This is a genomic window from Limnobaculum zhutongyuii (genome assembly GCF_004295645.1).
GTDB classification, from domain to species: Bacteria; Pseudomonadota; Gammaproteobacteria; order Enterobacterales; family Enterobacteriaceae; genus Limnobaculum; species Limnobaculum zhutongyuii.
In genome coordinates this window covers 4282426-4306037 of the sequence record NZ_CP034752.1, presented here as the reverse complement: position 1 = coordinate 4306037, position 23612 = coordinate 4282426, and the positions used below count along the sequence as shown (strand labels likewise).

The 23612-nt window shown below is 47.5% G+C and carries 19 protein-coding genes; 10 read left to right on the top strand and 9 right to left on the bottom strand.

Annotated elements, in window-relative coordinates; all coding sequences use genetic code 11:
- Positions 1–104 precede the first annotated feature (104 nt).
- From hmsP to EKN56_RS19275, 3 genes are all read left to right on the top strand, one after another.
- Positions 105–2105, top strand: a complete 2001-nt coding sequence (hmsP, locus tag EKN56_RS19285) for a biofilm formation regulator HmsP (RefSeq protein ID WP_168189688.1) — start codon at positions 105–107, stop codon at positions 2103–2105.
- 268 nt (positions 2106–2373) lie between these two features.
- Entirely contained in the window at positions 2374–3654 is a 1281-nt protein-coding gene (locus tag EKN56_RS19280; protein ID WP_130593272.1) for a dicarboxylate/amino acid:cation symporter, read from the top strand.
- Between the two features lie 436 nt (positions 3655–4090).
- Complete coding sequence (locus EKN56_RS19275; protein WP_130593271.1) at positions 4091–5530, top strand: M16 family metallopeptidase; 1440 nt, start codon at positions 4091–4093, stop codon at positions 5528–5530.
- Positions 5531–5600: 70 nt separating this feature from the next.
- Here the strand turns inward: EKN56_RS19275 and kdgK are convergent, their stop codons facing one another.
- The 6 genes from kdgK to EKN56_RS19245 all read right to left on the bottom strand — a co-directional run bounded on the left by kdgK (position 5601) and on the right by EKN56_RS19245 (position 12102).
- The gene (gene kdgK / locus EKN56_RS19270; protein ID WP_130593270.1) at positions 5601–6533 is read right to left on the bottom strand and encodes a 2-dehydro-3-deoxygluconokinase; all 933 of its coding nucleotides are present in this window, start codon (positions 6531–6533) and stop codon (positions 5601–5603) included.
- 176 nt (positions 6534–6709) lie between these two features.
- Positions 6710–7648 (bottom strand): inner membrane protein YhjD, encoded by a 939-nt coding sequence (gene yhjD / locus EKN56_RS19265; RefSeq protein ID WP_246019890.1) that lies wholly within the window; start codon positions 7646–7648, stop codon positions 6710–6712.
- A gap of 226 nt (positions 7649–7874) precedes the next feature.
- Positions 7875–9227, bottom strand: coding sequence for a glutathione-disulfide reductase (gene gorA, locus EKN56_RS19260; protein WP_130593268.1), 1353 nt, complete (start codon positions 9225–9227; stop codon positions 7875–7877).
- 95 nt (positions 9228–9322) lie between these two features.
- Positions 9323–10108 carry a hypothetical protein gene (locus tag EKN56_RS19255; RefSeq protein WP_130593267.1) on the bottom strand — a complete coding sequence of 262 codons (786 nt, stop codon included), beginning with the start codon at positions 10106–10108 and terminating at the stop codon, positions 9323–9325.
- Positions 10109–10147: 39 nt separating this feature from the next.
- The gene (locus EKN56_RS19250; protein WP_130593266.1) at positions 10148–10990 is read right to left on the bottom strand and encodes a 23S rRNA (adenine(2030)-N(6))-methyltransferase RlmJ; all 843 of its coding nucleotides are present in this window, start codon (positions 10988–10990) and stop codon (positions 10148–10150) included.
- Positions 10991–11154: 164 nt separating this feature from the next.
- The gene (locus tag EKN56_RS19245; RefSeq protein ID WP_130593265.1) at positions 11155–12102 is read right to left on the bottom strand and encodes a LysR family transcriptional regulator; all 948 of its coding nucleotides are present in this window, start codon (positions 12100–12102) and stop codon (positions 11155–11157) included.
- A gap of 134 nt (positions 12103–12236) precedes the next feature.
- On the opposite strand from EKN56_RS19245, the gene EKN56_RS19240 reads away from it, so the two are divergent.
- The 7 genes from EKN56_RS19240 to rsmJ all read left to right on the top strand — a co-directional run bounded on the left by EKN56_RS19240 (position 12237) and on the right by rsmJ (position 20588).
- Positions 12237–13589: an MFS transporter gene (locus tag EKN56_RS19240; RefSeq protein WP_130593264.1), complete on the top strand. Its 1353-nt coding sequence runs from the start codon at positions 12237–12239 to the stop codon at positions 13587–13589.
- 48 nt (positions 13590–13637) lie between these two features.
- Positions 13638–14675 carry a gentisate 1,2-dioxygenase gene (gene gtdA, locus EKN56_RS19235; protein ID WP_130593263.1) on the top strand — a complete coding sequence of 346 codons (1038 nt, stop codon included), beginning with the start codon at positions 13638–13640 and terminating at the stop codon, positions 14673–14675.
- 72 nt (positions 14676–14747) lie between these two features.
- Positions 14748–15449 carry a fumarylacetoacetate hydrolase family protein gene (locus EKN56_RS19230; protein WP_130593262.1) on the top strand — a complete coding sequence of 234 codons (702 nt, stop codon included), beginning with the start codon at positions 14748–14750 and terminating at the stop codon, positions 15447–15449.
- A gap of 21 nt (positions 15450–15470) precedes the next feature.
- Positions 15471–16115: a maleylacetoacetate isomerase gene (gene maiA / locus EKN56_RS19225; protein ID WP_130593261.1), complete on the top strand. Its 645-nt coding sequence runs from the start codon at positions 15471–15473 to the stop codon at positions 16113–16115.
- A gap of 50 nt (positions 16116–16165) precedes the next feature.
- Positions 16166–17359, top strand: a complete 1194-nt coding sequence (locus EKN56_RS19220) for a 3-hydroxybenzoate 6-monooxygenase (protein ID WP_130593260.1) — start codon at positions 16166–16168, stop codon at positions 17357–17359.
- Positions 17360–17790: 431 nt separating this feature from the next.
- Positions 17791–19833, top strand: coding sequence for an oligopeptidase A (gene prlC, locus EKN56_RS19215; RefSeq protein WP_130593259.1), 2043 nt, complete (start codon positions 17791–17793; stop codon positions 19831–19833).
- A gap of 8 nt (positions 19834–19841) precedes the next feature.
- Entirely contained in the window at positions 19842–20588 is a 747-nt protein-coding gene (gene rsmJ / locus EKN56_RS19210) for a 16S rRNA (guanine(1516)-N(2))-methyltransferase RsmJ (RefSeq protein ID WP_130593258.1), read from the top strand.
- Between the two features lie 152 nt (positions 20589–20740).
- Here the strand turns inward: rsmJ and EKN56_RS19205 are convergent, their stop codons facing one another.
- The 3 genes from EKN56_RS19205 to uspA all read right to left on the bottom strand — a co-directional run bounded on the left by EKN56_RS19205 (position 20741) and on the right by uspA (position 23477).
- A complete protein-coding gene (locus tag EKN56_RS19205) occupies positions 20741–21142 on the bottom strand; it encodes a hypothetical protein (RefSeq protein ID WP_130593257.1) in 402 nt (133 codons plus the stop codon).
- 72 nt (positions 21143–21214) lie between these two features.
- Entirely contained in the window at positions 21215–22558 is a 1344-nt protein-coding gene (gene gdhA / locus EKN56_RS19200) for an NADP-specific glutamate dehydrogenase (RefSeq protein WP_130593256.1), read from the bottom strand.
- A gap of 487 nt (positions 22559–23045) precedes the next feature.
- Entirely contained in the window at positions 23046–23477 is a 432-nt protein-coding gene (gene uspA, locus EKN56_RS19195) for a universal stress protein UspA (protein ID WP_130593255.1), read from the bottom strand.
- Positions 23478–23612: the final 135 nt, after the last annotated feature.

The window sequence follows — 23612 nt, the reverse complement described above, 5'->3', positions numbered from 1 at the left end:
AGAATACTTTTGCCATAATGTGAGGAGTGAACGTTATAATATTTTACCCATCGCCGGGCATGTAAATATATTATTCAGTCATCAGGCCATTTGGAGATAAACCTTTGCAGGTAAAGCGTTCGCTAACAATCAAACAGATGTCGCTAGTAACGGTAGTTGCTCTGGCGACGATTTGTATTTTTATCATTATACAAATGTTTGATTTTATTCAGCAGCGCAAAGAGGTTTACCACATTCAGCTGGATAATATTGGCTATTCCGTTTCTCAGCCGCTGGAGCGGGCGCTGTGGGATAGAAATATGAAAGAGATCCAACGTGCATTAGATAATCTGATGGAACTGGATTTTTTAACCCAAGCCAATTTAATTGTAAATACTGAGCTGGTCTCCGTTCATAGCCAGCGTGGACCGAATGGCAAAGTTCCTCATCTGGCGGAACGGTTGTTGGAGCTTCCTATTGTTTCACTGATTCCACTTTATTCACCGGAATACAATGCTATCGATCCCCAACCTATGGGCTATCTGGTACTGGAAGCTGACTCCTATAAGCTTTATCAATATACCCTGAAGCGTTTTTCTGCTCTGCTGGTAGCTTACTTACTGCTGGCCTTTATGCTCTCTATTGCTATCAGTTGGTGTCTGAATCGTTTATTAGTCTATCCACTGCGCGCTATTGCCGATGACCTGCGTACGCTGCCGTTAGAGAATATCCAGTATCATCAGCTCTCATTACCCCGATACCATCAGGATGATGAGTTAGGGGTACTGGTTCGCAGTTATAATCGTAATCAACAGGCGTTAGTACAGGCTCATCACCAGTTAACCCGCATGAGCACCCGGGATCCTATTACCGATCTCCCCAATTACACCCTGTTTCAGGAGCTGTTAAAACAACAGCTGGTAAACAGTGGTTATGAAAAGCAGCCGTTTAGCCTGTTATTTATTAATTTAGATTCTTTTAAAGATATCTATCAGGCACTGGGGCAAGAGCAGGGAAACCTTGGCCTTATTGATGCAGTTAAACGCATGAGGGAAGTACTGGGCGAGCATACGCTGCTGGCAAGGCTTCACGGCGAAGAGTTTATTGTACTTAGTAAGTCGCAGGAAAGTCCGTTGCATGCCATGCAACTGGGACAGCGGCTGGTTGAGCATCTTACCTCGCCGCTCAGTATTAACGAGTATCAGTATTTGCCGACGGTTAGCATTGGTATTGCACAGTATCCCAGCGATAGTGAAGAACCTGATGGGCTAATTGCCAATGCTCAGGCGGCGATGCTGCTGGCGCAACGGCGATGGAAAAATCAGGTTCTGTTCTTTGAACCGGATATGACCAATAACATTCAGCAGCGGCTGATTATGGAGAGCGAAGTAGCTCGCGGACTGAAAGAGAATCAGTTCCGTCTCTATCTTCAACCTCAGGTAGATATGGCTACCGGGCAGCCTTATGGCGCAGAAGCGCTGATTCGTTGGCACTATGCTGAAGGTGATATCCGCTTTCCGGGGGATTTCATTCCATTAGCAGAAGAGACAGGATTAATTCTTGAGTTAGGGTCATGGGTGCTGAAAGAAGCCTGTACGACGCTGGCCCACTGGAAACAACAGGCAATTCCATTAACTCTTTCCGTTAATCTATCGGCATTACAGTTACAACAACCTGATTTAATTAAACAGTTGAGCGGGTTATGTCAGCGCTATGATTTCAGCCCAAACAAGTTAATTCTGGAACTGACAGAAACTGCAAATATTTATGATCTGAAGGCTGTGCTACCAACGTTGATAAAAATGCGCGATTTAGGCATTTCTATTGCATTGGATGATTTTGGTACCGGTTACTGCAATCTTAATTATCTTAGTCATTTGCCTGTAGATGAGTTGAAAATCGATAAGAGCTTCGTGGATGGACTACCGGATGATGATGAGCTGGTGCAAATCGTCAATTCGATTGCTCAGATTCTCTCTCTGAAAGTGGTGATCGAAGGAGTGGAAACTCAACAACAGGCCGACTGGCTTCTGGCTCACGGTATGCATTTTGCTCAGGGCTATCTTTTCTCTCGGGCGCTTCCTTATGAAATGTTTAAGGAAAAGTACCTGTCTTCTTATTATTAACAAAATCGATATTCCTCTGAAGGTAGTACATTAACGAGATTGTTAATATTGTTAATAAATACTGAACCACTAATTAGCAGAGATAGAAAAGTACCGATTAACTAATTTTTGACCATAAAGTACGTAAAACCAACGGTTGTGATGCGATCCAGTTCATATTTCTGATTTTTCCCCATTGTTTAATCAATAAATTAATATCCATAGTGTTAATTGGATGTTATTTTCCAGCGCTCTACACCGTGTTGCTAATAAAAATAAGGAAAGCATCATGAAATTGAATATTTTCAAATCACTTTATATTCAGGTGTTAATTGCAATAACGGTTGGGGTACTGTTGGGGCATTTTTATCCTGAGATTGGTGCATCAATGAAGCCGTTAGGTGATGGTTTCATCAAACTGATTAAAATGATTATCGCACCAATTATCTTCTGTACCGTTGTTACAGGTATAGCCGGGATGGAGAGCATGAAGGCCGTAGGTCGTACGGGCGGCATCGCGTTACTCTATTTTGAAATCGTGAGTACATTAGCTCTGTTGATTGGTCTGATCGTGGTAAACGTGATCAAACCAGGCGCAGGTATGAACGTTGATGCATCTCAACTGGATGCTACCGCTGTTGCCGCTTATGCTGACGCAGCTAAATCACAAGGTATCGTTCCATTCTTACTGGATGTCATTCCGGGCAGCGCAATAGGTGCGTTCGCCAGCGGTAACATTCTTCAGGTATTACTGTTTGCCGTGCTGTTTGGTTTTGCTCTGCATCGCCTGGGTGAAAAAGGTCAGTTAGTATTTAATGTTATTGACAGCTTCTCCCGCGTGATTTTTGGCATCATCAACATGATCATGCGTCTGGCGCCTATCGGGGCATTTGGTGCAATGGCCTTTACTATCGGTAAATACGGTGTGGGTTCTCTGGTACAGTTAGGACAGTTAATTCTGTGCTTCTATATCACCTGTGTACTGTTTATCGTGTTCGTGGTTGGTTCAATCGCTAAAGGCTTTGGGTTTAGCATTTTCAAATTTATCCGTTATATCAAAGAAGAGCTGCTGATCGTTCTGGGTACTTCTTCTTCTGAGTCGGTATTACCAAGAATGCTGGATAAAATGGAGCGTTTGGGCTGCCAGAAATCAGTAGTAGGATTGGTAATCCCTACAGGGTATTCGTTCAACCTCGATGGAACATCCATCTATCTGACCATGGCGGCGATATTTATCGCTCAGGCCACCAATACAGAAATGAGCGTGCTCAACCAGATTACGCTGTTAGTGGTATTACTGTTGTCATCCAAAGGGGCAGCAGGGGTAACAGGCAGTGGTTTTATCGTACTGGCAGCAACCATCTCAGCGGTAGGTCACTTACCACTGGCTGGATTGGCGTTAATTCTGGGTATTGACCGTTTCATGTCAGAAGCTCGTGCGTTAACTAACCTGATTGGTAATGGTGTAGCAACCGTGGTTGTTGCTAAGTGGTGCCGTCAGATAGACGAAGACAAACTGCATGAAGAGTTAAACAATCAGGGCTCTAAAAAAGCGACTCCCGCTGTCTGATTAATACCTCGTTTCAATTAAAGATCCTCACCTACGGGTGGGGATTTTTTTTATCTTTATCAAAGAAAAATGCGGGCCGCTAATCTGTTTTTAACCATCAAAATTGACATGGAATAGGATAAGACCGGATAAAAATTTGGTCAGTGTGGAAATAAAGCATTTCTCAGATATAATTTCATATGCAATAAAATTGTTTATTTTCTAACCAAGCGTTGCTTCATTTCCTTCCGACGGCTTGCTGCTGGCGGTATTCTCTGCATAATGTCTCTATTTGCAAGTTAGCCATCAGTTTTATTATTTAAATGATAGTAGCATTGAGTGACATCTCGACAGCCTGCTTCTTTCAATAACAAAAACGACAAGGATGCAAATATCAGCTGTCAGACAACCACATGATGTTGTCGGGGTTGATATAAGCAGTAAATGAGGTTTCAGTATGCATAGTAAGTTTTTACGATCCGCTTTAGGTGGATTGGTGTTGATAATGGCGGGAGCTGCCCAGGCAGAGCCATTAAAAGCCGATCCAGCATGGCAGGAAGGAAAGTTGGAAAATGGGTTTAAATGGCAAATGCTTGCCACTCCACATCGACCCACCGATAAGATTGAAGTTCGTTTAGAAATCAATGCGGGTTCTCTGCAGGAAAGTATTCCACAGGTCGGTTTTTCCTATCTGTTACCGCGTCTGGCAACGTCTCAAACCGAGCATTTTAGCAACCATCAAATGCAGGCTTTGTTGCCTCAAATTCTTCCGGATGCTGAGCCAAAGTATTTGGTGGAAGTCTCCTATGATTACACTCGCTACAATTTGAGTCTGCCAAATAACCGACCAGAAATATTAAAAGAAGCATTTAGCTGGTTATCTGATGCAGTAAACCGCCCAACGGCAACCGATGAGCAAATTCAGGCCATTCGCAGTGAGTTTGCGTCACCGTTGGTGATGTTACCATCCGGACTGAATGATGCCTGGTGGCGCTATCGTATTAAAAACTCGCCGTTAATGGGTCATGAACCAGGGCAAACTATTGTTGCTGACGCCAGTGCAGAGCAGTTGGGTGAGTTTTACAGCAAATGGTATACCCCGGATGCTATGACGCTGTACGTGGTGGGTAATGTTGATCGTCGGGTATTGAACGATCAGATCAATAAGGCTTTTGGTGGTTTAAGTGGTAAGCGAGAGACGCCGGCAACCATTGCTGTACTGAGCGCGTTACCGCCAACTCCGGTTAGTTTTTCATCTCAGGGTGTGACCAAAGATCGTATTAAACTGGTATGGGATGATCCATGGCATCCGGTGGTGACGACGGCTTCACTGGAGCGCCAGTGGTTAAGTATGATTGCCAATGACATGATTAAGAATCGTTTGAATCAGAAGCTTGGGCGTACCGTACTTAAAGGTGAGCCATTGAATATTGAGTGTCAGGTACAGTTTCAGCGCTATAAGTGCAATATGACGCTGGATGTACAGCTCCCGGCGCTGAAAAGCAGTATTAAACAGCTGGGCACCGAATTAGTGAAGCTGGATAAAGAAGGTATCACCGAAGCGGAGCTGAAAGCTTTAGTTGCTGCGCAAAAAGAGCAGTTGGACAAGGCGATTGCGACCTATGCCAAAACCGATACTACTGAGATTATGAATCAGCGTCTGCTGATCCAAAAAAGCGGTTCTATTGCGGTTGATCCGGAATCCTATCAGCAGCTGAATCAGAAGTTCCTTAGCAGCCTGACCACGACGGATGTGAATGCCCGTATTCATCAAATACTCTCTATCAAACCAACGATGGTGCTGACTCAGCCTGCCGGTGAACCTGAGGAGAATGTTAAGGTATTAGCGGATTTACTTGACTCTGTCATGTCGCCAAAGGCGGAAGAAGCGAAGTGATTTGAGCTATAAGCCAAACAAAAGCCCCGGCCTGAAATTCAGTACCGGGGCTTTTTTATGGGATCTTTTCTCAGACCGCAGGCATCGCTTCCAGAGGAATAATGGCCCCACGATATTGAATGACCGTACTGGCGGTCAGGTGACCACGTTTAATGGCGTCAGCGACATTTCCACCTTGTAAACGAACCGCCAGGTAACCCGCACTGAATGAGTCACCGGCAGCCGTAGTATCAACCACCTTCTCTTTAGCCAGCTTAACTGCCGGTACATCTTCGCGATTGCTGCCGGTAGCAGCGATACAGGAGTCTGCGCCGCGTTTAATGATGATTTCGCTAACGCCAAGAGCCTGAGTACGGGTGATAACGTTTTCGTACGGCTCTTCGCCCCACAGCGCGTCTTCATCGTCCAGAGTGAGGAAGGCAATATCAGTGCAGCAAAGTACGTCATGATAGACTTGCTGTGTCTCTTCACGGCTTTGCCACAGGCGCGGGCGATAGTTGTTATCAAAAATAACTTTACCCCCATTACTACGACAGGCTTTCAGCAGGCTGATGAGTTTCTGGCGACTTTCCGGATTAAGGATCGCCACACTGATTCCGCTCAGGTAGATATAGTCGAAATGCGCCAGCTTTTGGCAAATTTCCTCGGACTTGTCGCGAGCCAGCCAGTAACGCGCTGCGGCATCGTTACGCCAGTAATAGAATTTACGCTCGCCAGCGTCATCAGTTTCGATGTAGTAGAGGCCTGGCATTTTGTCATCTAACTGCTGAATTAAGTCGGTTTTAACCTTCTCTTTTTGCCAGGTGGTCAGCATTTGGTCGCTAAATACATCGGTTCCCAGAGCGGTAACATAGTGTACTGCCAGTTTATCCTCTGGTACCTGACGGGCAATATAGACGGAAGTATTCAGGGTATCTCCGCCAAATCCACGGCTGACATTATTTTCTTTTTCAGAGAGTTCGATCATACATTCGCCAATAACGGCAATTCTTTTAGTGGTCATGGTGTGGCATCCCAGTCTTAATTTTATTGGTCATTGGGATTAGTTTTATAACTTAGCGGGGGATAGTCAAGAAAAAATAAAACATTGTTTCAATAATTGTGTGGTGACGCTTTTTTAGTAAAAAACGGAGTGTTTATTCTGGTGATGTTGTACAGAGATAAACGCTCCGTTACCGGCTATGCCGACTGGGGGGGGACTTGTTCGTTATCCGCGTCAGCTTTTTTCTGATTTTCCTGCGCGGTGGCAATCCAGGCGGCGCAGAATAAAGTGAGCCGGGCGAAGAAGTAGAAAAACGCCAGCAAACCAATAATTGAACCAAAAGCCGCACCAGAAGGGGATTTCGCCAACTGAGGTAATGTGATGGTCATGATAAATTTGATGACTTCAAAACCGATAGCCGCCAGCAGAGTGCCCTTTAGCAATGCTTTAAGGTTAGGGCGCTGTTTTGGCAACATCCAGAATATCCACAAGAACATGAAATAGTTAGCGGTAATGGAGACTGTCAGAGCGATTAGCGTTAACGCGGGTCTGAGCCAGGCGATATCTCCCAGCCCTAAGGCGTTAACAATGATCTGTTGGGCTGAACCGGCAACCGACGTGAGGGAAATGGTAACAATAAGCGCAATGACTAATCCGGTCAGGGAGATAAAGTCTTTAAGATAGCGGAAGTAAAATTTGTCTTCTTCCGCAGGATTACGCTCCCATACATCCCGGCTCTGTGCCCGAATGGCTTCACGTAAGTTGCCCATCCAACTGATACCAGAATAGAGCGCCACCAGCAGACCGGTTAAACCAACGGTCGTGCGCTGGCGAATGGCCGTATTGACCGTATTCTCTAACGTGGTTGCTAAATTAGGGTCAGAAACGCTGGTCACTATCTTATTAATAAGCTCGGCCAGCAGTTCTGGGTTGGAAGCCAACACAAAACCGGCGGTGGCAAAAGAGACCATCAGAATAGGGATCAGCGACAGAAAAGAGAAATAAGTAATCGCGGCACCAAACTGGCTCCCCAGACGATCGTTAAAGCGTTCAGTAGCGCGTAGCAAATGTGCAATGGCGGGAATCGCTTTAATTTTGTCTGCCAACCGGGTGGCTTTTTTTACCGCGTTATTCATCAGGAAGTTCTTTATATTAGTGCGAGTGGTTGAGGCCATCGCCGCGTTTACTGTTATCTGATTGATAATAGCAAAGTTTATTTGTCCCGACAAAAACCGGGGTAAATAACGGAGTATTCAGACGAAAGCAACAAGTCAGCGTGATGGGCTTTTGTCGTCGATCGGGCAATAAAAAACCCGAATATGAAAGCAATATTCGGGTTTCGATGAATTTATCGCAGCGCGATTAGCGCATAGTGACAAATTCTTCTGCTGCCGTTGGGTGGATCGCAACGGTGTTATCAAAGTCTTTCTTAGTTGCGCCCATTTTAACCGCAACCGCGAAGCCCTGAAGGATCTCATCCATACCGAAACCGATACCGTGAATACCCACGATCCTCTCTTCTTTACCGGCACATACCAGCTTCATACGACATGGCTGACGGTGAGCGGTTACTGCGGTATACATAGCGGTAAAGGAAGATTTATACACTTTCACCTGATCGTCGCCATACTGCTCGCGAGCCTGACCTTCTGTCAGACCGATAGTGCCGATAGGCGGGTGGCTGAATACCACAGTAGGAATATTGGAGTAATCTAAATGCTCATCCGGCTTGTTGTTAAACAGACGTTCAGATAAACGACGGCCTGCGGCAACCGCAACCGGGGTCAGCTCAACCGCACCCGTGTTATCACCTACGGCATAGATGCCGGCAACGTTAGTATTCTGGAATTTATCAACCGGAATATAACCTTTTTCATTGGTTTTAACGCCAGCGGCTGCCAGATTAATGTTATCTGTTGCCGGTTCACGACCAATGGCCCAAATCAGGCAGTCTGTCACGTGCTCTGTGCCATCTTCCAACTGCAGAGTTAATGTGCCATCGGTATTTTTAACAATGGCTTTAGGGATGGCCTGAGTGTGCAGAGAAGGACCTTCCGCTGCCATCACTTCCAGCAGAGTCTCTACGATCATTGGATCGAAGGTACGCAGTGGGGCATGTTTACGCACGAACAGATGGGCATCAACCCCTAATCCATTCAGTACCCCGGCGATTTCCACCGCAATATAACCCGCACCAATAACGGCTACGCGCTTAGGCATTTCATCCAGCGCAAAGAAGCCATCAGAATTAATACCGTATTCTGCACCCGGAATAGACGGCACGGAAGGGCGACCGCCGGTCGCAATCAGAATATGGTCTGCAGTGATTTTTTCACCGTTGACTTCAACAGTATGGGCATCGACAAAACGGGCAAAGCCATGAATCACGTCAACTTTGTTATTGCCTAATACGCGATCGTAAGACTGGTGGATACGATCAATATAAGCCGTACGGCTTTCGATCAGCTTTTTCCAGTCGAAATGGTTTACGGTGGTATCAAAACCATAATCCGGTCCATACAGATGAATGGCTTCGGCGATTTGTGCTGCATGCCACATGACCTTTTTAGGCACACAACCCACGTTTACGCAGGTACCACCGAGGTATTTAGCTTCAATAATGGCACATTTTTTTCCGTAAGAGGCTGCACGGTTAATAGAAGCGATTCCGCCGCTACCACCGCCGATAGCAAGATAGTCGTAATGTTTAGTCATGATATTGTCTACTTCTCTCTATAGCTAAGAGGGGATTGAGAAAGGTTCTCACAACCCGCTGGAGAATAAAAGCCCCCCGAACGTCGGCTCTACGTTTACATATCCGTATTCACTGACTGACAGGGGTCACTATTGGTGCTTAACCATTGATCGGGAATAGGAACCGATAAGGTATCTGATAAATCTTGTAACGTTTCACTCAGCCACTGGTCTGCTTTACCGATTAATTTCAGTTCCGCCTGACGGTTCTGCTCTGAATTCGTCACCGGTAATGTGCTGAACTCCTTAGATTCCAACACTATCCCATTCTGATGTTTCTCATACAGCCAGTGACCGTTAGTCTGACGTTTGTATTGGGTGCCATCGATGATTTTTATTATCAACGCTCCAGTGCGAAAACGAACAGGAATTGCCTGACCTGCCAAATTATCAAACTTCCAGCCAATGAAATCATTGACCCTATTCGGATCAGGATAAGTCCAAAAACTGACACCAGAGTCGAGTTGAACATGCAGTGCGGTAGGTGCACCATCTTCATTTACATACTCTACCTGTACCGTTTCAGGCGTACTCTCCCGAAAACGTGTCACACTGATGTTTTCCCGACCGGATTTTACCGTTAAGGTGCAGCGTTTGGTATCCGGCCACAGGGTGAGCAGGGCACCATCACCATCAGGAATGTCGGGCTTGGGTTCAAGTTTGCCGTCGATACTGTTTTTGGCCGGAGGATAGATGTAACCGCGAAGTTCCGAGGGTTTTTCACCATAAAAAACCCATTTAGCAACAGGTACAGGAAATAAAAATTGCCAAATCAACCAACCGGCTAAAATCACGATAGCGATCACAGAAAGGCTGATACCGACTAACGTATTTCTTTTCATAACCATTCTCAACTCTTACTACAACCGCCCAATGAGTGTTTACTCCGGTGTAATCCAGCTAACTTTAGTATGGCCAATACCTTCTGGTACCAGTACGCGATGCAGCCATGGCAAAACGGTACTCATTTGTTGTTCCAGCTTCCAGGGGGGATTGATCACAATCATACCTGATGCGGTCATACCGCGACGATCGCTGTCTGGTTGAACTGCCAGCTCGATTTGTAAGATGCGTCGAATACCCGTCTCTTCCAGTTCTTTAACCATACGTTTGATTTGCTGACGCAGCACCACCGGATACCATAGTGCATACACGCCGGTGGCAAAACGTTTATAGCCTTCCTGAATACCCTGAACCACCGCCTGATAGTCGGTTTTGAGCTCATAAGGTGGATCGATCAGAATAAACCCACGGCGATATTGGGGAGGAAGCTGAGATTTTAGCTGCTGGTAACCGTCAGCACGTAAAACTTTACTGCGATCGTCTTTAAGAAACTCATGGCGTAACAGTGGGTAATCCGTTGGGTGCAGCTCTGTCATATGCAGTTGGTCTTGCTCTCTGAGCAAATGACGGGCAATCAAGGGTGAGCCTGGATAATATTTCAGGTAACCGCCTTTGTTATAGGCATTAACCGCGGACATATAAGCCTCAAGCTCAACGGGCACATCATCCCGTTGCCAGATCCGAGCGATACCTTCCAGATATTCACCGGTCTTTTCCGCATGCTCACTACCTAAAAAATAGCGCCCGGCACCGGCATGGGTATCAAGATACAGAAAAGGTTTCTCTTTCTCTTTGAGCGCTTCAATAATCAGGCTTTGAACGGTGTGCTTCACGACGTCGGCATGATTACCGGCATGGAAACTGTGGCGATAGCTTAACATGGTGTCTTATACATTCCTGTGATTGACCCGAGCCACCACCAGATGTGGAGGCCAACAAGGTATTTATCGTCTGCGCAACACGTGGGCTAAAATTCTGGCCGAATGAAGGAATATGTTGCGTTATGGCGACCAGTATAAACTGTCTGACTGATAAAAAGTGAAAATCATTGTCGGGCATGGTGGTTGTTTGCGCTTTCCGGCTCGGCAGAGGTGCTGGTTAAATGAGCTAAGAAGCGCAGCAGTGCATCTGATGGTGCGTTATCTTTACGCCAGAATACGCCAACGCTGCCTTTTTGTTCGATACGCGGCAGGGGTAACATAGCTAACTGACCTTTTTCCACATAGCGTTGCGCCAGTCGCCAGGACAGAATAGAGACAATATCGCTGGCCTGTACCATATTTACGGTTACGCTCATGGACGAGGATTCCAGATAATTCTCCGGCAGCATTACCCCCTGATCCACCAGTGCATTATCAATACTCACGCGAATGGGGGTGCCCGTAGGCCAGACAATCCAGCGATACTCCAACAGATCTTGCCAACTGATTTTATCTCTGGTTGCCAACGGATGGTTACAGCGACCCACAAAACAGACTGGCTCGGTATAGAGCACCCGATAATTCAGCGGCAACTGCAATGCTTTTCCACCCACGCGCCCAACCACGACATCCACTTTGCCGGAGATCAGGCTTTGCAGCAGGGGAGTCATGACATTTTCTACCACCTGAACATGAACGTTGGGATAATCCTTAATCAGCGAAAGCAGGGCCAGAGATACGCAGTCAGTGGCGACCGGAGAGCAGCCAATCAGCAGGCTTCCCTGTGCTCCTAATTTAAATTGCTCAATATCTTCCCGGGAACGCTCCAGATCGTTAAGCAAACGTCGCGCATGTTCCAGCATCAGGCGCCCTCCTTCTGAAGGACGTAGCCCTTTACTGTGCCGTTCAAACAGTACCAGCCCGATATCCTCCTCCAGCGAACTCAGCCATTTAGACAGGGCCGGTTGAGTGATATTCATAATCTCTGCCACTTTACTCAAGTTGCCCTGTTCACCAATGCAAACCAGCAATCTAAGGTGTTGCACTTTCAGTTTCTGCGTCCAGTCACTCATAGATATAACCTCCAGGTTATAGCAAGGCTTGAAATACCATTATCTTTTCACATCTCGCAGTCTCATAGTATTAACAAAATAGCAACATACATCACAAAAACGATAAAAGTACCCTACAACCATGAGGCAATAAGATGACACTAACACGTAGCATGACGGTTCAGGAGGTGATTGATGCTGCGCCCGTTTCGGCCTACCAGTGGCGGGTTTTGGCTTGCTGTTTTCTGGTAGTGACCCTTGACGGGTTTGATACCGCATCAATTGGATTTATCGCACCGGCTATCCGCCAGCAATGGCAACTGGATGCCGCCCATCTGGCACCGCTGTTTGGTGCAGGCCTGTTTGGCCTGACCTTAGGCGCTTTGATATTTGGACCAATGGCCGATCGATTCGGCCGCAAGAACATTATGCAGTTCAGTGTGGCATTTTTCGGCCTGATGAGCGTGCTGTCCGCGTTCGCTACCGATATGAACACTCTGACGATACTGCGTTTCCTGACGGGATTAGGACTCGGAGGTGCTATGCCGAATGCGATCACCCTGACATCGGAGTTTGTACCTGCCCGGCGGCGAGCTGGTCTGGTGACCCTGATGTTCTGTGGTTTTACGCTGGGGTCTGCACTGGGTGGTGTGGTTAGCGCCCAATGGGTTCCTCATATCGGCTGGGAAGGCATTCTGATTCTGGGCGGCGTGATGCCATTAGTACTGTGTGTGGTGCTGTGGAAGGCGTTACCGGAATCACCCCGTTACCGGGTATTGAAGCAGTATCAGCCTGAAAAAGTGGCAGAAGTACTGAAAAAAATCACCGGTAAAAACTATGACGATGTTCATTTTCATCTGGATGAAAAACCGGCAGAAAAAGGTGCAGTCGCCGCGTTGTTCAGTCGTGAAATTCTGCCAACCACCCTGTTGCTGTGGTGTGTGTTCTTTATGAGTCTGTTGATTATCTACTCACTGTCGAGTTGGCTACCAACCATGCTCAACAGCGGCGGAGTTGATTTACAGCATGCTGCATGGGTCACCACTGCTTTCCAGGTGGGGGGAACTGCCGGCGCCATTCTGATTGGCATGATGATGGACCGCTTTAATCCTTACTGGACGCTGGCGGGCAGTTACGCCTTGGGTGCCGTGTTTATTGTATTAATCAGCGTATCTGAAGGTTCACTGTGGGCGATGTCGCTGGCGGTGCTGGGAACCGGTATTGGCATCAGCGGTTCTCAGGTTGGTCTGAATGCCCTGTCTGCGGCGCTCTATCCAACCCAGTGTCGGGCAACCGGCGTGAGCTGGTCCAATGCTATCGGCCGCTGCGGTGCCATTTTTGGCTCCCTTAGCGGTGGTCTGATGCTGTCGTGGAATATCTCCTTCAGCACCATGTTTGTCGTTATCTCTTCACCGGCGGTGGTTGCCACTCTGGCACTGGTCGCCTTGCGTTTTCAACATCGCCATACGCGAATTGTTGCCCCGCGCATCACCGTATTGAGCGAATAGAACAGATTTGTGATTACTCACTGAATGATAAATATAAAGGAGTCGATTATGTACGAGATTCATGCAACCGCACCAAGCCGCAGGGAGAGTTTTTATCAGGAGATTGCTGGCCTGAACCTCTCTCCACTCTGGGAATCACTGCATCAGTTAGTACCGCCAACGCCGCATACGCCAGCCGTTGCTGCCCTGTGGCGCTATCAGGATATTCGTCCTTTTCTGATGAGAAGCGGAGAGTTGATTGGTGCCCGTGAAGCCGTTCGTCGTGTGCTGGTGTTAGAAAACCCCGCGCTGACGGGCAAAGCGTCTATTACCTCATCGCTGTATGCCGGACTGCAGTTAATTATGCCGGGTGAGGTTGCACCAAGCCACCGTCATACTCAGTCTGCTTTACGTTTTATTGTTGAAGGTGAAGGGGCGTTTACCGCCGTTGATGGTGAACGCACCATGATGCATGCCGGTGACTTTATCCTTACCCCACAGTGGCGCTGGCATGACCACGGTAATCCGGGTTCTGAGCCAGTCGTCTGGCTGGATGGTCTGGACCTACCGTTAGTCAACTATCTGGGCTGTGCATTTGCTGAAAACTATCCGGAAGAGCAACAGCCAGTAACGCGCCCGATGGGCGATTACTTACCGCGCTACGCCGCCAATATGCTGCCGGTGCGTTATCAATCTGGTAATTCCTCGCCCATCTTTAACTACCGTTATGACCGCAGTCGTGAGGCGCTGGAACAGTTAAGCCGTAATGGCGATCCGGACGAGTACGAAGGATTCAAACTGCGTTATGTCAATCCAGCCAACGGCGGTCACCCAATGCCAACCATGGCAACCTTTATGCAGTTACTGCCAAAAGGATTTAAAGGGCAAAGCAGCCGCTCCACAGACAGCACAATTTATCATGTAGTAGAAGGTGAAGGCCGCGTCACCATTGGTAGTGAGAGCTTCACCTTTACACCAAAAGATATTTTTGTGGTGCCAACTTGGCAAGCGGTGAGCTTTGAAACTCAGTCAGACACGGTGTTGTTCAGTTTCTCTGACCGTCCGGTGCAAGAAGCGTTAGGCCTGTTTCGCGAGTCCCGGGGCTAAAAGATACCCGCGCAGGTGGGATAAACCCACCGCGCTAATACCTATTTTGATCTCTGATTAAGGAATTTGATTATGAGCAAGTTTGTTTTCTCTCCGGCACCTCAGGTAGCGGTTCCCGTTGTGGGCTCTGATGAGCTTTTCCCGGTGCGTCGTGTTTACTGCGTGGGGCGTAACTATGCTGCCCACGCTCGGGAAATGGGATTCGATCCGGATCGTGAGCCGCCATTCTTTTTTTGTAAACCAACGGATGCGGTAATTCCGGTTAATGCGGGTGAAACGCTGAAACTGGCTTATCCGGCACAGACCGAAAACTACCATTATGAAATTGAGCTGGTGGCCGCTATCGGTAAGGGCGGTAAAGATATTCCGGTAGAGAAAGCGCTGGAACATGTTTATGGCTATGCCACCGGACTGGATATGACCCGTCGCGATCGCCAGATGGAAATGCGCAAAATGGGTCGTCCTTGGGAAATTGGTAAAGCGTTTGACTATTCAGCGCCTATTTCACCGATTCATCCGGTCGCTAACTGTGCTGATGTAAGCAAAGCAGCAATCTGGCTGCAGGTAAACGGCGAAGACCATCAGCGTAGCGGTATTGATTTCCTGATTTGGTCAGTAGCAGAAACCATTAGTTATCTGTCAGCCTTCTTTGAACTACAGCCGGGCGATTTAATTTATACCGGTACGCCAGAAGGCGTCGGCCCGGTGGTTAAAGGGGATACGATAACCTGTGGTGTTGAAGGATTAACTGACCTGACTGTGACAATCATTTAAGCGCACAAGAGAGACTACTCAATGAAACTATTCAGTTTTTTTAATAGTTCCGCCTCTTACCGGGTACGTATTGCCCTGGCGCTGAAAGGTATTGATTACCAAACCGAAGGGGTCAATATCCGTGCCGGAGAGCAGTACCATGCGAAATATTTACAGCATAACCCGGTTGGCGTGGTGCCTACGCTAATTGACGATAGCGGTGATGCCATTGGGCAGTCGCTGGCGATTATTGATTATCTGGATCGGCGTTTTCCGGCACCACTGCTATTACCGCAGGAAGCGCGCTTGCGTGCTCAGGTGTTGGAAATCGCATTGGCTATTGCCTGTGATATTCATCCGGTTAACAACATGCGTATTTTGCGCTATCTGACCGATGAGTTACAGGTGAGTGAAAGTCAGAAAAAGAGTTGGTATGCCCACTGGATCAAGGTGGGACTAAGCGCGGTAGAACGCTTACTGGAGCAGAGTAACTCCGGAAACTATTGCGTTGGTGAGCAGGTGACATTAGCAGATTGCTGCCTTATTCCTCAGTGGGCTAACGCACTGAGAATGGGGTGCGATCTGTCTGATTACCCGCGCTGCCAGCGCATCTATCAACATTGTAATACCTTACCGGCATTTATTGCCGCAGCACCGGAAAATCAGCCAGACGTTATTCCGGCCTGATGTATCACATGTATTTGCCATAAACAGATATTTATAAGAAGGAGCGAATCATGAGCAAAACTCAAAGTGCCATTATTGTTGGTGGTGGGATCGGCGGCGCAGCGGCTGCATTATCACTGGCGAAAGTAGGTATTAAAGTCTTATTACTGGAACAAGCCGTTGAAATCGGCGAAATTGGCGCCGGTATTCAACTGGGGCCAAACGCCTTCTCTGCATTGGATAGCCTGGGTGTGGGTCAGGTTGCCCGTGAGCGAGCGGTGTTTACCGACCATATTTCATTGATGGATGCCGTAGATGCCAACGAAGTAGTGCATATCGATACCGGTAAAGAGTTCCGCGATCATTTTGGCGGCCCTTATGCGGTTATCCATCGGGTGGATATTCATGACACCGTCTGGCAGGCGGCGTTGAAGAATCCTCTGGTGAGCTATCGTACCGCCACTAAAGTAGTAAAAATCAATATTAATCAGAATGATGTGGAAGTTATCGACGAACAGGGTAACAGTTATAAAGCGGACGTACTGATTGGCTGTGACGGTGGTAAATCCATTGTTCGAGCCTCTACGCTGGATGACAAACCAAGGGTAACCGGACATGTGGTGTATCGTGCTGTTATCGATCGCGACGATATGCCGGAAGATCTACGTATTAATGCGCCAGTACTGTGGGGTGGGCCTCATTGCCATCTGGTGCACTATCCGCTGCGTGGTGGTTCTCAATACAATCTGGTGGTGACCTTCCATAGTCGTCAACAAGAGGAATGGGGCGTTACCGACGGTAGTAAAGAAGAAGTGATGTCCTATTTTGAAGGGATTCATCCACGCCCTCGTCAGATGCTGGATAAACCTACTTCATGGCGCCGCTGGGCCACGGCAGATCGAGAGCCGGTTGAGTCATGGGGTACTGGTCGGGTAACGTTATTGGGCGATGCGGCGCATCCGGTGGCGCAGTATATGGCTCAGGGAGCCTGTATGGCGCTGGAAGATGCGGTAACGCTGGGTGAGGCGATTAAAGCCTGTGATGGTGATGCGGTGGAAGCATTCAAACTGTATCAGGAAGTACGTATCCCACGTACCGCTCGGATTGTCTGGTCTACTCGTGAGATGGGACGACTCTACCATGCTAAAGGGGTTGAGCGTCAGGTACGTAATCTACTGTGGAAGGGTAAAACCCAGCAGGATTACTACAAAGCGCTGGACTGGCTGTATGGCTGGAAAGAGGATAACTGTTTGTTGCCTCGATAATCATTTGTGATGGCTTCAGGGTATCTCTGTTTTTGGATACCCTGAATATACTGATAAAACTAATAAATCAGCATTTGTGAATGTTCCGACCGTAAACGCACGGTACTTAAATTTACACTGGAGTGCGGTCGGTAAACCATTTGTACTTAACTGTGGAGCGCGTCGGGCCTGGTCTGCCTACGGGCACTTCGTTGGCTTACGCCAAGTCGACCCCCACGGCAGCCCCTCCCTCCGATTAGCTATGTTAAGACATAAAACAATCTGGCTGAGCCATCAATAAAAGGGATCGACAAAACAAGCTCCCCTGATTTTCTTAATTCTACTGGCCGATGAAAGAGAATATCTATTATTAGGATTAGTATCGCCAGCCATTGAATTCGACCATAATAGTCCTCATGTTAGTTTTATCGCCAAATTTAAGGACTGTTTTTATGACTAACCCATTGTTAACTTTCCAGGGGCTTCCCCCATTTTCTGCTATTACTCCTGATGATGTTGTTCCTGCCATTAAAGCAGCCCTTGATGATTGCCGCGCTGCGGTAGAAAAAGTGGTTGCTCAACCGGGCCCGTTCACTTGGGATAATTTGTGCCAGCCGCTGGCGGAAGTTGACGATCGGTTAGGGCAAGTCTGGTCACCGGTTAGTCATCTGAATTCGGTTAAAAACAGTCCGGAATTGCGCCAGGTCTATGAGCAGTGTTTACCACTGCTGTCTGAGTACGGCACCTGGGTTGGTCAGCATGAAGGTCTGTATCAGGCATACCGTAATCTGAAGCAGGGTGAGGGATTTAATCGTCTGACCAAAGCACAGAAAAAATCGGTAGATAACGCTCTGCGTGATTTCGAGTTATCCGGTATTGGTCTGGATGCAGAGAAACAGAAGCGTTATGGTGAGATTGTTTCCCGTCTGTCTGAGCTTGGTTCTACCTACAGCAACAACGTGCTGGACGCCACCATGGGTTGGAGCAAACTGATTACCGATCCGGCGGAGCTGGCGGGTTTACCTGAAAGCGCTATGGATGCCGCTCGTGAAATGGCAAAAGCCAAAGAGCAGGACGGCTGGTTGCTGACATTAGATATCCCAAGCTATCTGCCGGTAATGACTTACGGTGATAACCGCGAGTTGCGCCATGAAATGTATCAGGCATTCAGTACACGCGCATCGGATCAGGGTCCAAATGCCGGTAAATGGGATAACACCCAAATTATTGAAGAGCTATTGGCATTGCGTTATGAACTGGCGCAACTGCTGGGCTTTAACAGCTATGCCGATAAATCCCTGGCAACCAAAATGGCAGAGAATCCGCAGCAGGTGTTGGATTTCTTGAATGATTTAGCCAAACGTGCACGTCCACAGGGTGAGAAAGAGCTGGCGGATCTGCGGGCATTTGCTAAAGCGCATTTTGGTAAAACCGAGCTTGAGCCTTGGGACATCAGCTATTACAGCGAAAAACAGAAGCAGCATCTTTACTCCATCAGCGATGAACAACTGAGACCTTACTTCCCGGAAGCGCGGGTCATGCAGGGGCTGTTTGAGGTACTGAAACGCGTATTTGGTATGACGGCGAAAGAGCGTAAAGACGTTGATTTCTGGAGCCCTGAGGTTCGTTTCTTTGATCTGTTTGATGCCAGCGGTGAACTGCGTGGTAGTTTCTATCTGGATCTGTATGCCCGTGAACATAAACGTGGCGGAGCCTGGATGGATGATTGTGTTACCAGCCTGCGTTATGCCGATGGTCATCTGCAAAAACCAGTAGCGTACCTGACCTGTAACTTTAACCGTCCGGTAGGGGATAAGCCGGCTCTGTTTACTCATGATGAAGTGACTACGCTGTTCCATGAGTTTGGTCACGGCATTCACCATATGTTGACGAAGATTGATACCGCCGGCGTTTCTGGTATTAACGGTGTTCCATGGGATGCAGTCGAGTTACCAAGTCAGTTTATGGAAAACTGGTGCTGGCAGCCTGAGGCATTAGCCTTTATCTCCGGTCATTATCAAACCGGCGAACCTTTGCCGCAGGAAATGTTAGATAAGATGCTGGCAGCGAAAAACTATCAGGCTGCGCTGTTTATTCTGCGTCAGTTAGAGTTTGGGCTGTTTGATTTCCGTCTGCATTATGAGTATCAACCGCAGAAGGGTGCCCAAATTATGGAAACGCTGGCGGAAGTGAAAAAGCTGGTGGCGGTAATGCCTTCACCAAGCTGGGGCCGTTTCCCGCATGCGTTTAGTCATATCTTTGCCGGTGGTTATGCCGCAGGTTATTACAGTTATTTGTGGGCTGAAGTGTTATCTGCGGATGCCTTCTCCCGTTTTGAAGAAGAAGGTATCTTCAACGCTACAACCGGTCAGTCTTTCCTGGATAACATTCTGTCTCAGGGCGGTTCTGATGAGCCAATGACGTTGTTCAAAAATTTCCGTGGTCGTGCGCCAGAGCTTGATGCCATGCTGCGCCACTATGGCATTAAGGGATAACGACTCTCGTGTCAGTGTGTTTAATCTGTGAAGCAGGCGCCGATTCCGGCGCCTTATCACTTTTAGCCGAACGTTGGGCGTTGGTATCCGACGAACAGGCCATTATGGCGCTGGTGTTAACGCCAGATCGCCTTGAATTACGTAAGCGTGATGAACCTAAACTGGGTGCTATTTACGTTGATTTTGTTGCCGGAGCGATGGCCCATCGACGTAAATTCGGCGGTGGTCGTGGCGAGGCGGTCGCAAAAGCGGTTGGTATCAAAGGTGATTATCTGCCTGACGTGGTGGATGCCACCGCAGGTTTAGGTCGTGATGCCTTCGTATTAGCCTCTGTAGGCTGCAAGGTGCGAATGCTGGAACGTAATCCGGTCGTGGCGGCACTGTTGGACGATGGTTTACAACGGGCCTATGCAGACGCTGAAATTGGTGGTTGGTTACAACAACGCCTGACGCTGCTGCACGCTTCCAGTCTGACTGCGTTATCCTCGATTCAGCCTGCTCCTGATGTGGTTTATCTTGACCCGATGTTTCCTCACCGGCAAAAAAGCGCATTGGTAAAAAAAGAAATGAGAGTGTTCCAGTCGCTGGTGGGTGAAGATTTAGATGCCGACGGTCTGCTGGAACCCGCCTGTCAACTGGCCAAAAAACGCGTGGTGGTAAAACGCCCGGATTATGCTCCGCCATTGGCAAACGTTAAGCCGCAGGCGTCGATTAATACCAAGAGCCATCGGTTTGATATGTATGTGACGTTATAGCTCATGAGTGGATTGTTGTAGATTTAAAATTGGCATTTGAGGGTATTCCGGCCGTAATAACAATGTGTGTATATAACTATTGTGCTCGGCCGGAAGGGCCGATGCTCTCTTGACTCAATTGCCGATACGAAAACCACCACTAAAACAAAAACTCAGTCCTCATCCGGTTCCAAAAATATCAACTCCTCCATATCCTCCCAATAAACAAAGGCTCCGCCGTTAAAATAGTGGGGAAAACTTTCAATCATTAACTTACGGTGTTCTTCGCTTTGTTGCTCAAACGGCAGGGTAATATCGATATCAGGATGGTCTGTTTTGAGTTTTTTCAGGCGGGATTGCAGTTCTTCCTGCACTTTCATCTGGGTTAAGGTTTTTTCTCTGGCAGCTGCAGCTTTCAGCAAAGAGAAGTGATCGGCAGGGGTATCCGTGGTTTGTGCAACCAATTGTTCAGCAGTAAAATGTCTTGTTTGAATGGGTTCCCGTTGAGCGGAGGGAGGATTATTGCGGGTGTTATCAACAACAAGTCTTAAATGGTTACGCCTGGCTTTAGTCATCAGCATTTCCTCTTGTAGTACTGCGATAACAGTACGGCGACCACGCGGGTGCGTAGCCGCCTCAGAGTATTGTTATAACACGCCTTGTCCTAACATGGCATCAGCCACTTTCACAAAACCGGCAATATTTGCGCCACTGACGTAGTCAGTTTGGGCTTTTTCGCCGCCATAATTAACACAGGCTTCATGAATATCGTGCATGATGTGCTGCAGACGTAAATCAACTTTCTCTGCTCTCCAACTGACGCGACCGGCGTTTTGCGCCATTTCCAGACCAGATGTGGCGACGCCACCTGCGTTGGCCGCTTTGCCTGGAGCAAACAGCACGTTAGCGGCCATCAGCGCCTCTGTGGCATCAATGGTGGTTGGCATGTTGGCGCCTTCAGCAACGGCCTTCACCCCGTTTTGGATCAACAGTTTGGCATCAGCCAGTTCCAGCTCGTTCTGAGTAGCGCATGGCAGAGCGATATCTACCGGAACGCCCCAAGGGCGCTGGCCTTCCAGATAGGTTAATCCGCGCTCGTTAGCATAGTCTTTGATACGGCCATAGCGGCTATTTTTGATATCAATCAGGTGAGCCAGTTTATCGGTAGTGAAGCCTTCTTCATCCACAATAGAGCCAGCAGAATCTGATGCGGTAATCACTCGGGCACCCAGTTCCATTGCTTTCTCAATGGTGTACTGCGCCACATTACCAGAACCTGAAACAGAAACGCGCTGGCCTTCAAAACCAGAGCCGTGGCGTTTTAGCATGGCCTGAGTAAAATAAACTAACCCATAGCCAGTGGCTTCAGGACGGATCAGACTGCCGCCAAATGAAAGGCCTTTACCGGTAAACACGCAAGCGGTGTTATTCGACAGCTTTTTCATCATACCGGCCATATAGCCAACTTCACGACCGCCCACGCCGATGTCACCAGCAGGAACGTCAGTGTCAGAACCCAGATGACGATAAAGCTCGGTCATCAGCGCCTGGCAGAAACGCATGATTTCAGCGTTGCTTTTACCTTTTGGATCGAAGTCTGAACCGCCTTTACCGCCGCCCATCGGCAGAGTCGTCAGCGCATTTTTAAAAGTTTGTTCAAAACCTAAGAACTTCAGAATAGACAGGTTAACCGACGGGTGAAAACGCATGCCGCCTTTAAATGGCCCAATGGCAGAGCTGAACTGCACTCGCCATGCACGGTTAACCTGAACTTCACCTTTGTCATTTACCCATGAAACGCGAAACTGAATTACGCGTTCTGGCTCAACTAAACGTTCCAGCAAACCTTGCTCGGTATAGCGCGGGTTTTCTTTTAAAAAAGGCCAGAGAGAAGTGAATACCTCGCGAACCGCCTGCAGAAATTCTGGTTGGTGGCCATCGCGTTTTTGGAGCATGACGAGAAAATCGTCCACAGTGGAGTAATGATTCATTGATGCTATTTCCTATGTCTTTTTTATTTTTTCCACGAAAAAACGCTATTCAGAAAGTGAATATTGCGGGCTTCATGATGTGATGTATGTTCTTTCCGAATATAACACTAACCAATAGTGATAAGGCAAGCCGTTTTTTAAGGGGGATTAATATTATTTATATTTATGATAAAAATTATTAGAGCCAATAATTACGTAAATTCAATAAGTAACAAAACTAATCTCAATATATTGAAAACATGATAATTGCATGATTTTAAAGGGGGTTATAAATTCAATGATAGGGGAATACTCTATTAAAGCAGTTATCTGAAGTAACATAATTCAAAAGGACAGTATATTTATCTGCAAGTGAAAAAGTGGTCTTGATGAAAGGATAAATATGCTTATTTATAAGATAAGTTTTATTGCGTACGAGCTAATTATTAAATCATTCGAATAAAGAAACGCCCGCATGGGGCGGGCGTTGAGTTGTTTATGTGATGCGTTATTCTTCTTCCCGTAAAGGAACAATCAGCATATCAATATGGACGGTATTAATTAGCTGACGAGCAGAAGACATCAACTTGCTCCAGAAATCCTGATGGTGCCCACACAGTACGAGATCCATATCATACTTTTTAATCGCATCAACCAGTACCTGACCCAGATCGCCACTGCCGCTGAGGGTTTCAGTGATAGGGTAACCGGCATTGTTTGCCAGCTCGGTTAGCGCGTTATGAGTTTCTTCAGAGATGCGTTTTTGCATATCACCCATATTGACGTCGATCAGTCCGGTATACAGATCGGAGTAATTGACATCTACGTGAATCAGAGAAACTTTCGCGTTGTATGGCTTAGCCATAGAGACCGCTTTTTCAACCAGTACGCTGCTTTCCGGAGATAGGTCAACTGCAATCAGAATGTGTTTATATGACATAGGATGACTCCTTCTGTAAGATCCGTTAACTTGAATTAATAATAGCTCAATATACCTATCTAAAGTGGTATACCGATCACATGATGCACGCTTTTATCGCCGAATAGTCTTGATATCGATTCCTACGGAGAATCA

Coding starts and splice junctions, on each gene's coding strand:
- EKN56_RS19250 (WP_130593266.1), bottom strand. CDS start 10,990: ATGTTAAGCTATCGCCACAGTTTCCATGCCGGTAATCATGCCGACGTC.
- EKN56_RS19275 (WP_130593271.1), top strand. CDS start 4,091: ATGCATAGTAAGTTTTTACGATCCGCTTTAGGTGGATTGGTGTTGATA.
- kdgK (WP_130593270.1), bottom strand. CDS start 6,533: ATGACCACTAAAAGAATTGCCGTTATTGGCGAATGTATGATCGAACTC.
- gtdA (WP_130593263.1), top strand. CDS start 13,638: ATGTACGAGATTCATGCAACCGCACCAAGCCGCAGGGAGAGTTTTTAT.
- EKN56_RS19280 (WP_130593272.1), top strand. CDS start 2,374: ATGAAATTGAATATTTTCAAATCACTTTATATTCAGGTGTTAATTGCA.
- gdhA (WP_130593256.1), bottom strand. CDS start 22,558: ATGAATCATTACTCCACTGTGGACGATTTTCTCGTCATGCTCCAAAAA.
- prlC (WP_130593259.1), top strand. CDS start 17,791: ATGACTAACCCATTGTTAACTTTCCAGGGGCTTCCCCCATTTTCTGCT.
- yhjD (WP_246019890.1), bottom strand. CDS start 7,648: ATGAATAACGCGGTAAAAAAAGCCACCCGGTTGGCAGACAAAATTAAA.
- EKN56_RS19205 (WP_130593257.1), bottom strand. CDS start 21,142: ATGACTAAAGCCAGGCGTAACCATTTAAGACTTGTTGTTGATAACACC.
- EKN56_RS19220 (WP_130593260.1), top strand. CDS start 16,166: ATGAGCAAAACTCAAAGTGCCATTATTGTTGGTGGTGGGATCGGCGGC.
- uspA (WP_130593255.1), bottom strand. CDS start 23,477: ATGTCATATAAACACATTCTGATTGCAGTTGACCTATCTCCGGAAAGC.
- gorA (WP_130593268.1), bottom strand. CDS start 9,227: ATGACTAAACATTACGACTATCTTGCTATCGGCGGTGGTAGCGGCGGA.
- EKN56_RS19230 (WP_130593262.1), top strand. CDS start 14,748: ATGAGCAAGTTTGTTTTCTCTCCGGCACCTCAGGTAGCGGTTCCCGTT.
- EKN56_RS19240 (WP_130593264.1), top strand. CDS start 12,237: ATGACACTAACACGTAGCATGACGGTTCAGGAGGTGATTGATGCTGCG.
- maiA (WP_130593261.1), top strand. CDS start 15,471: ATGAAACTATTCAGTTTTTTTAATAGTTCCGCCTCTTACCGGGTACGT.
- EKN56_RS19255 (WP_130593267.1), bottom strand. CDS start 10,108: ATGAAAAGAAATACGTTAGTCGGTATCAGCCTTTCTGTGATCGCTATC.
- EKN56_RS19245 (WP_130593265.1), bottom strand. CDS start 12,102: ATGAGTGACTGGACGCAGAAACTGAAAGTGCAACACCTTAGATTGCTG.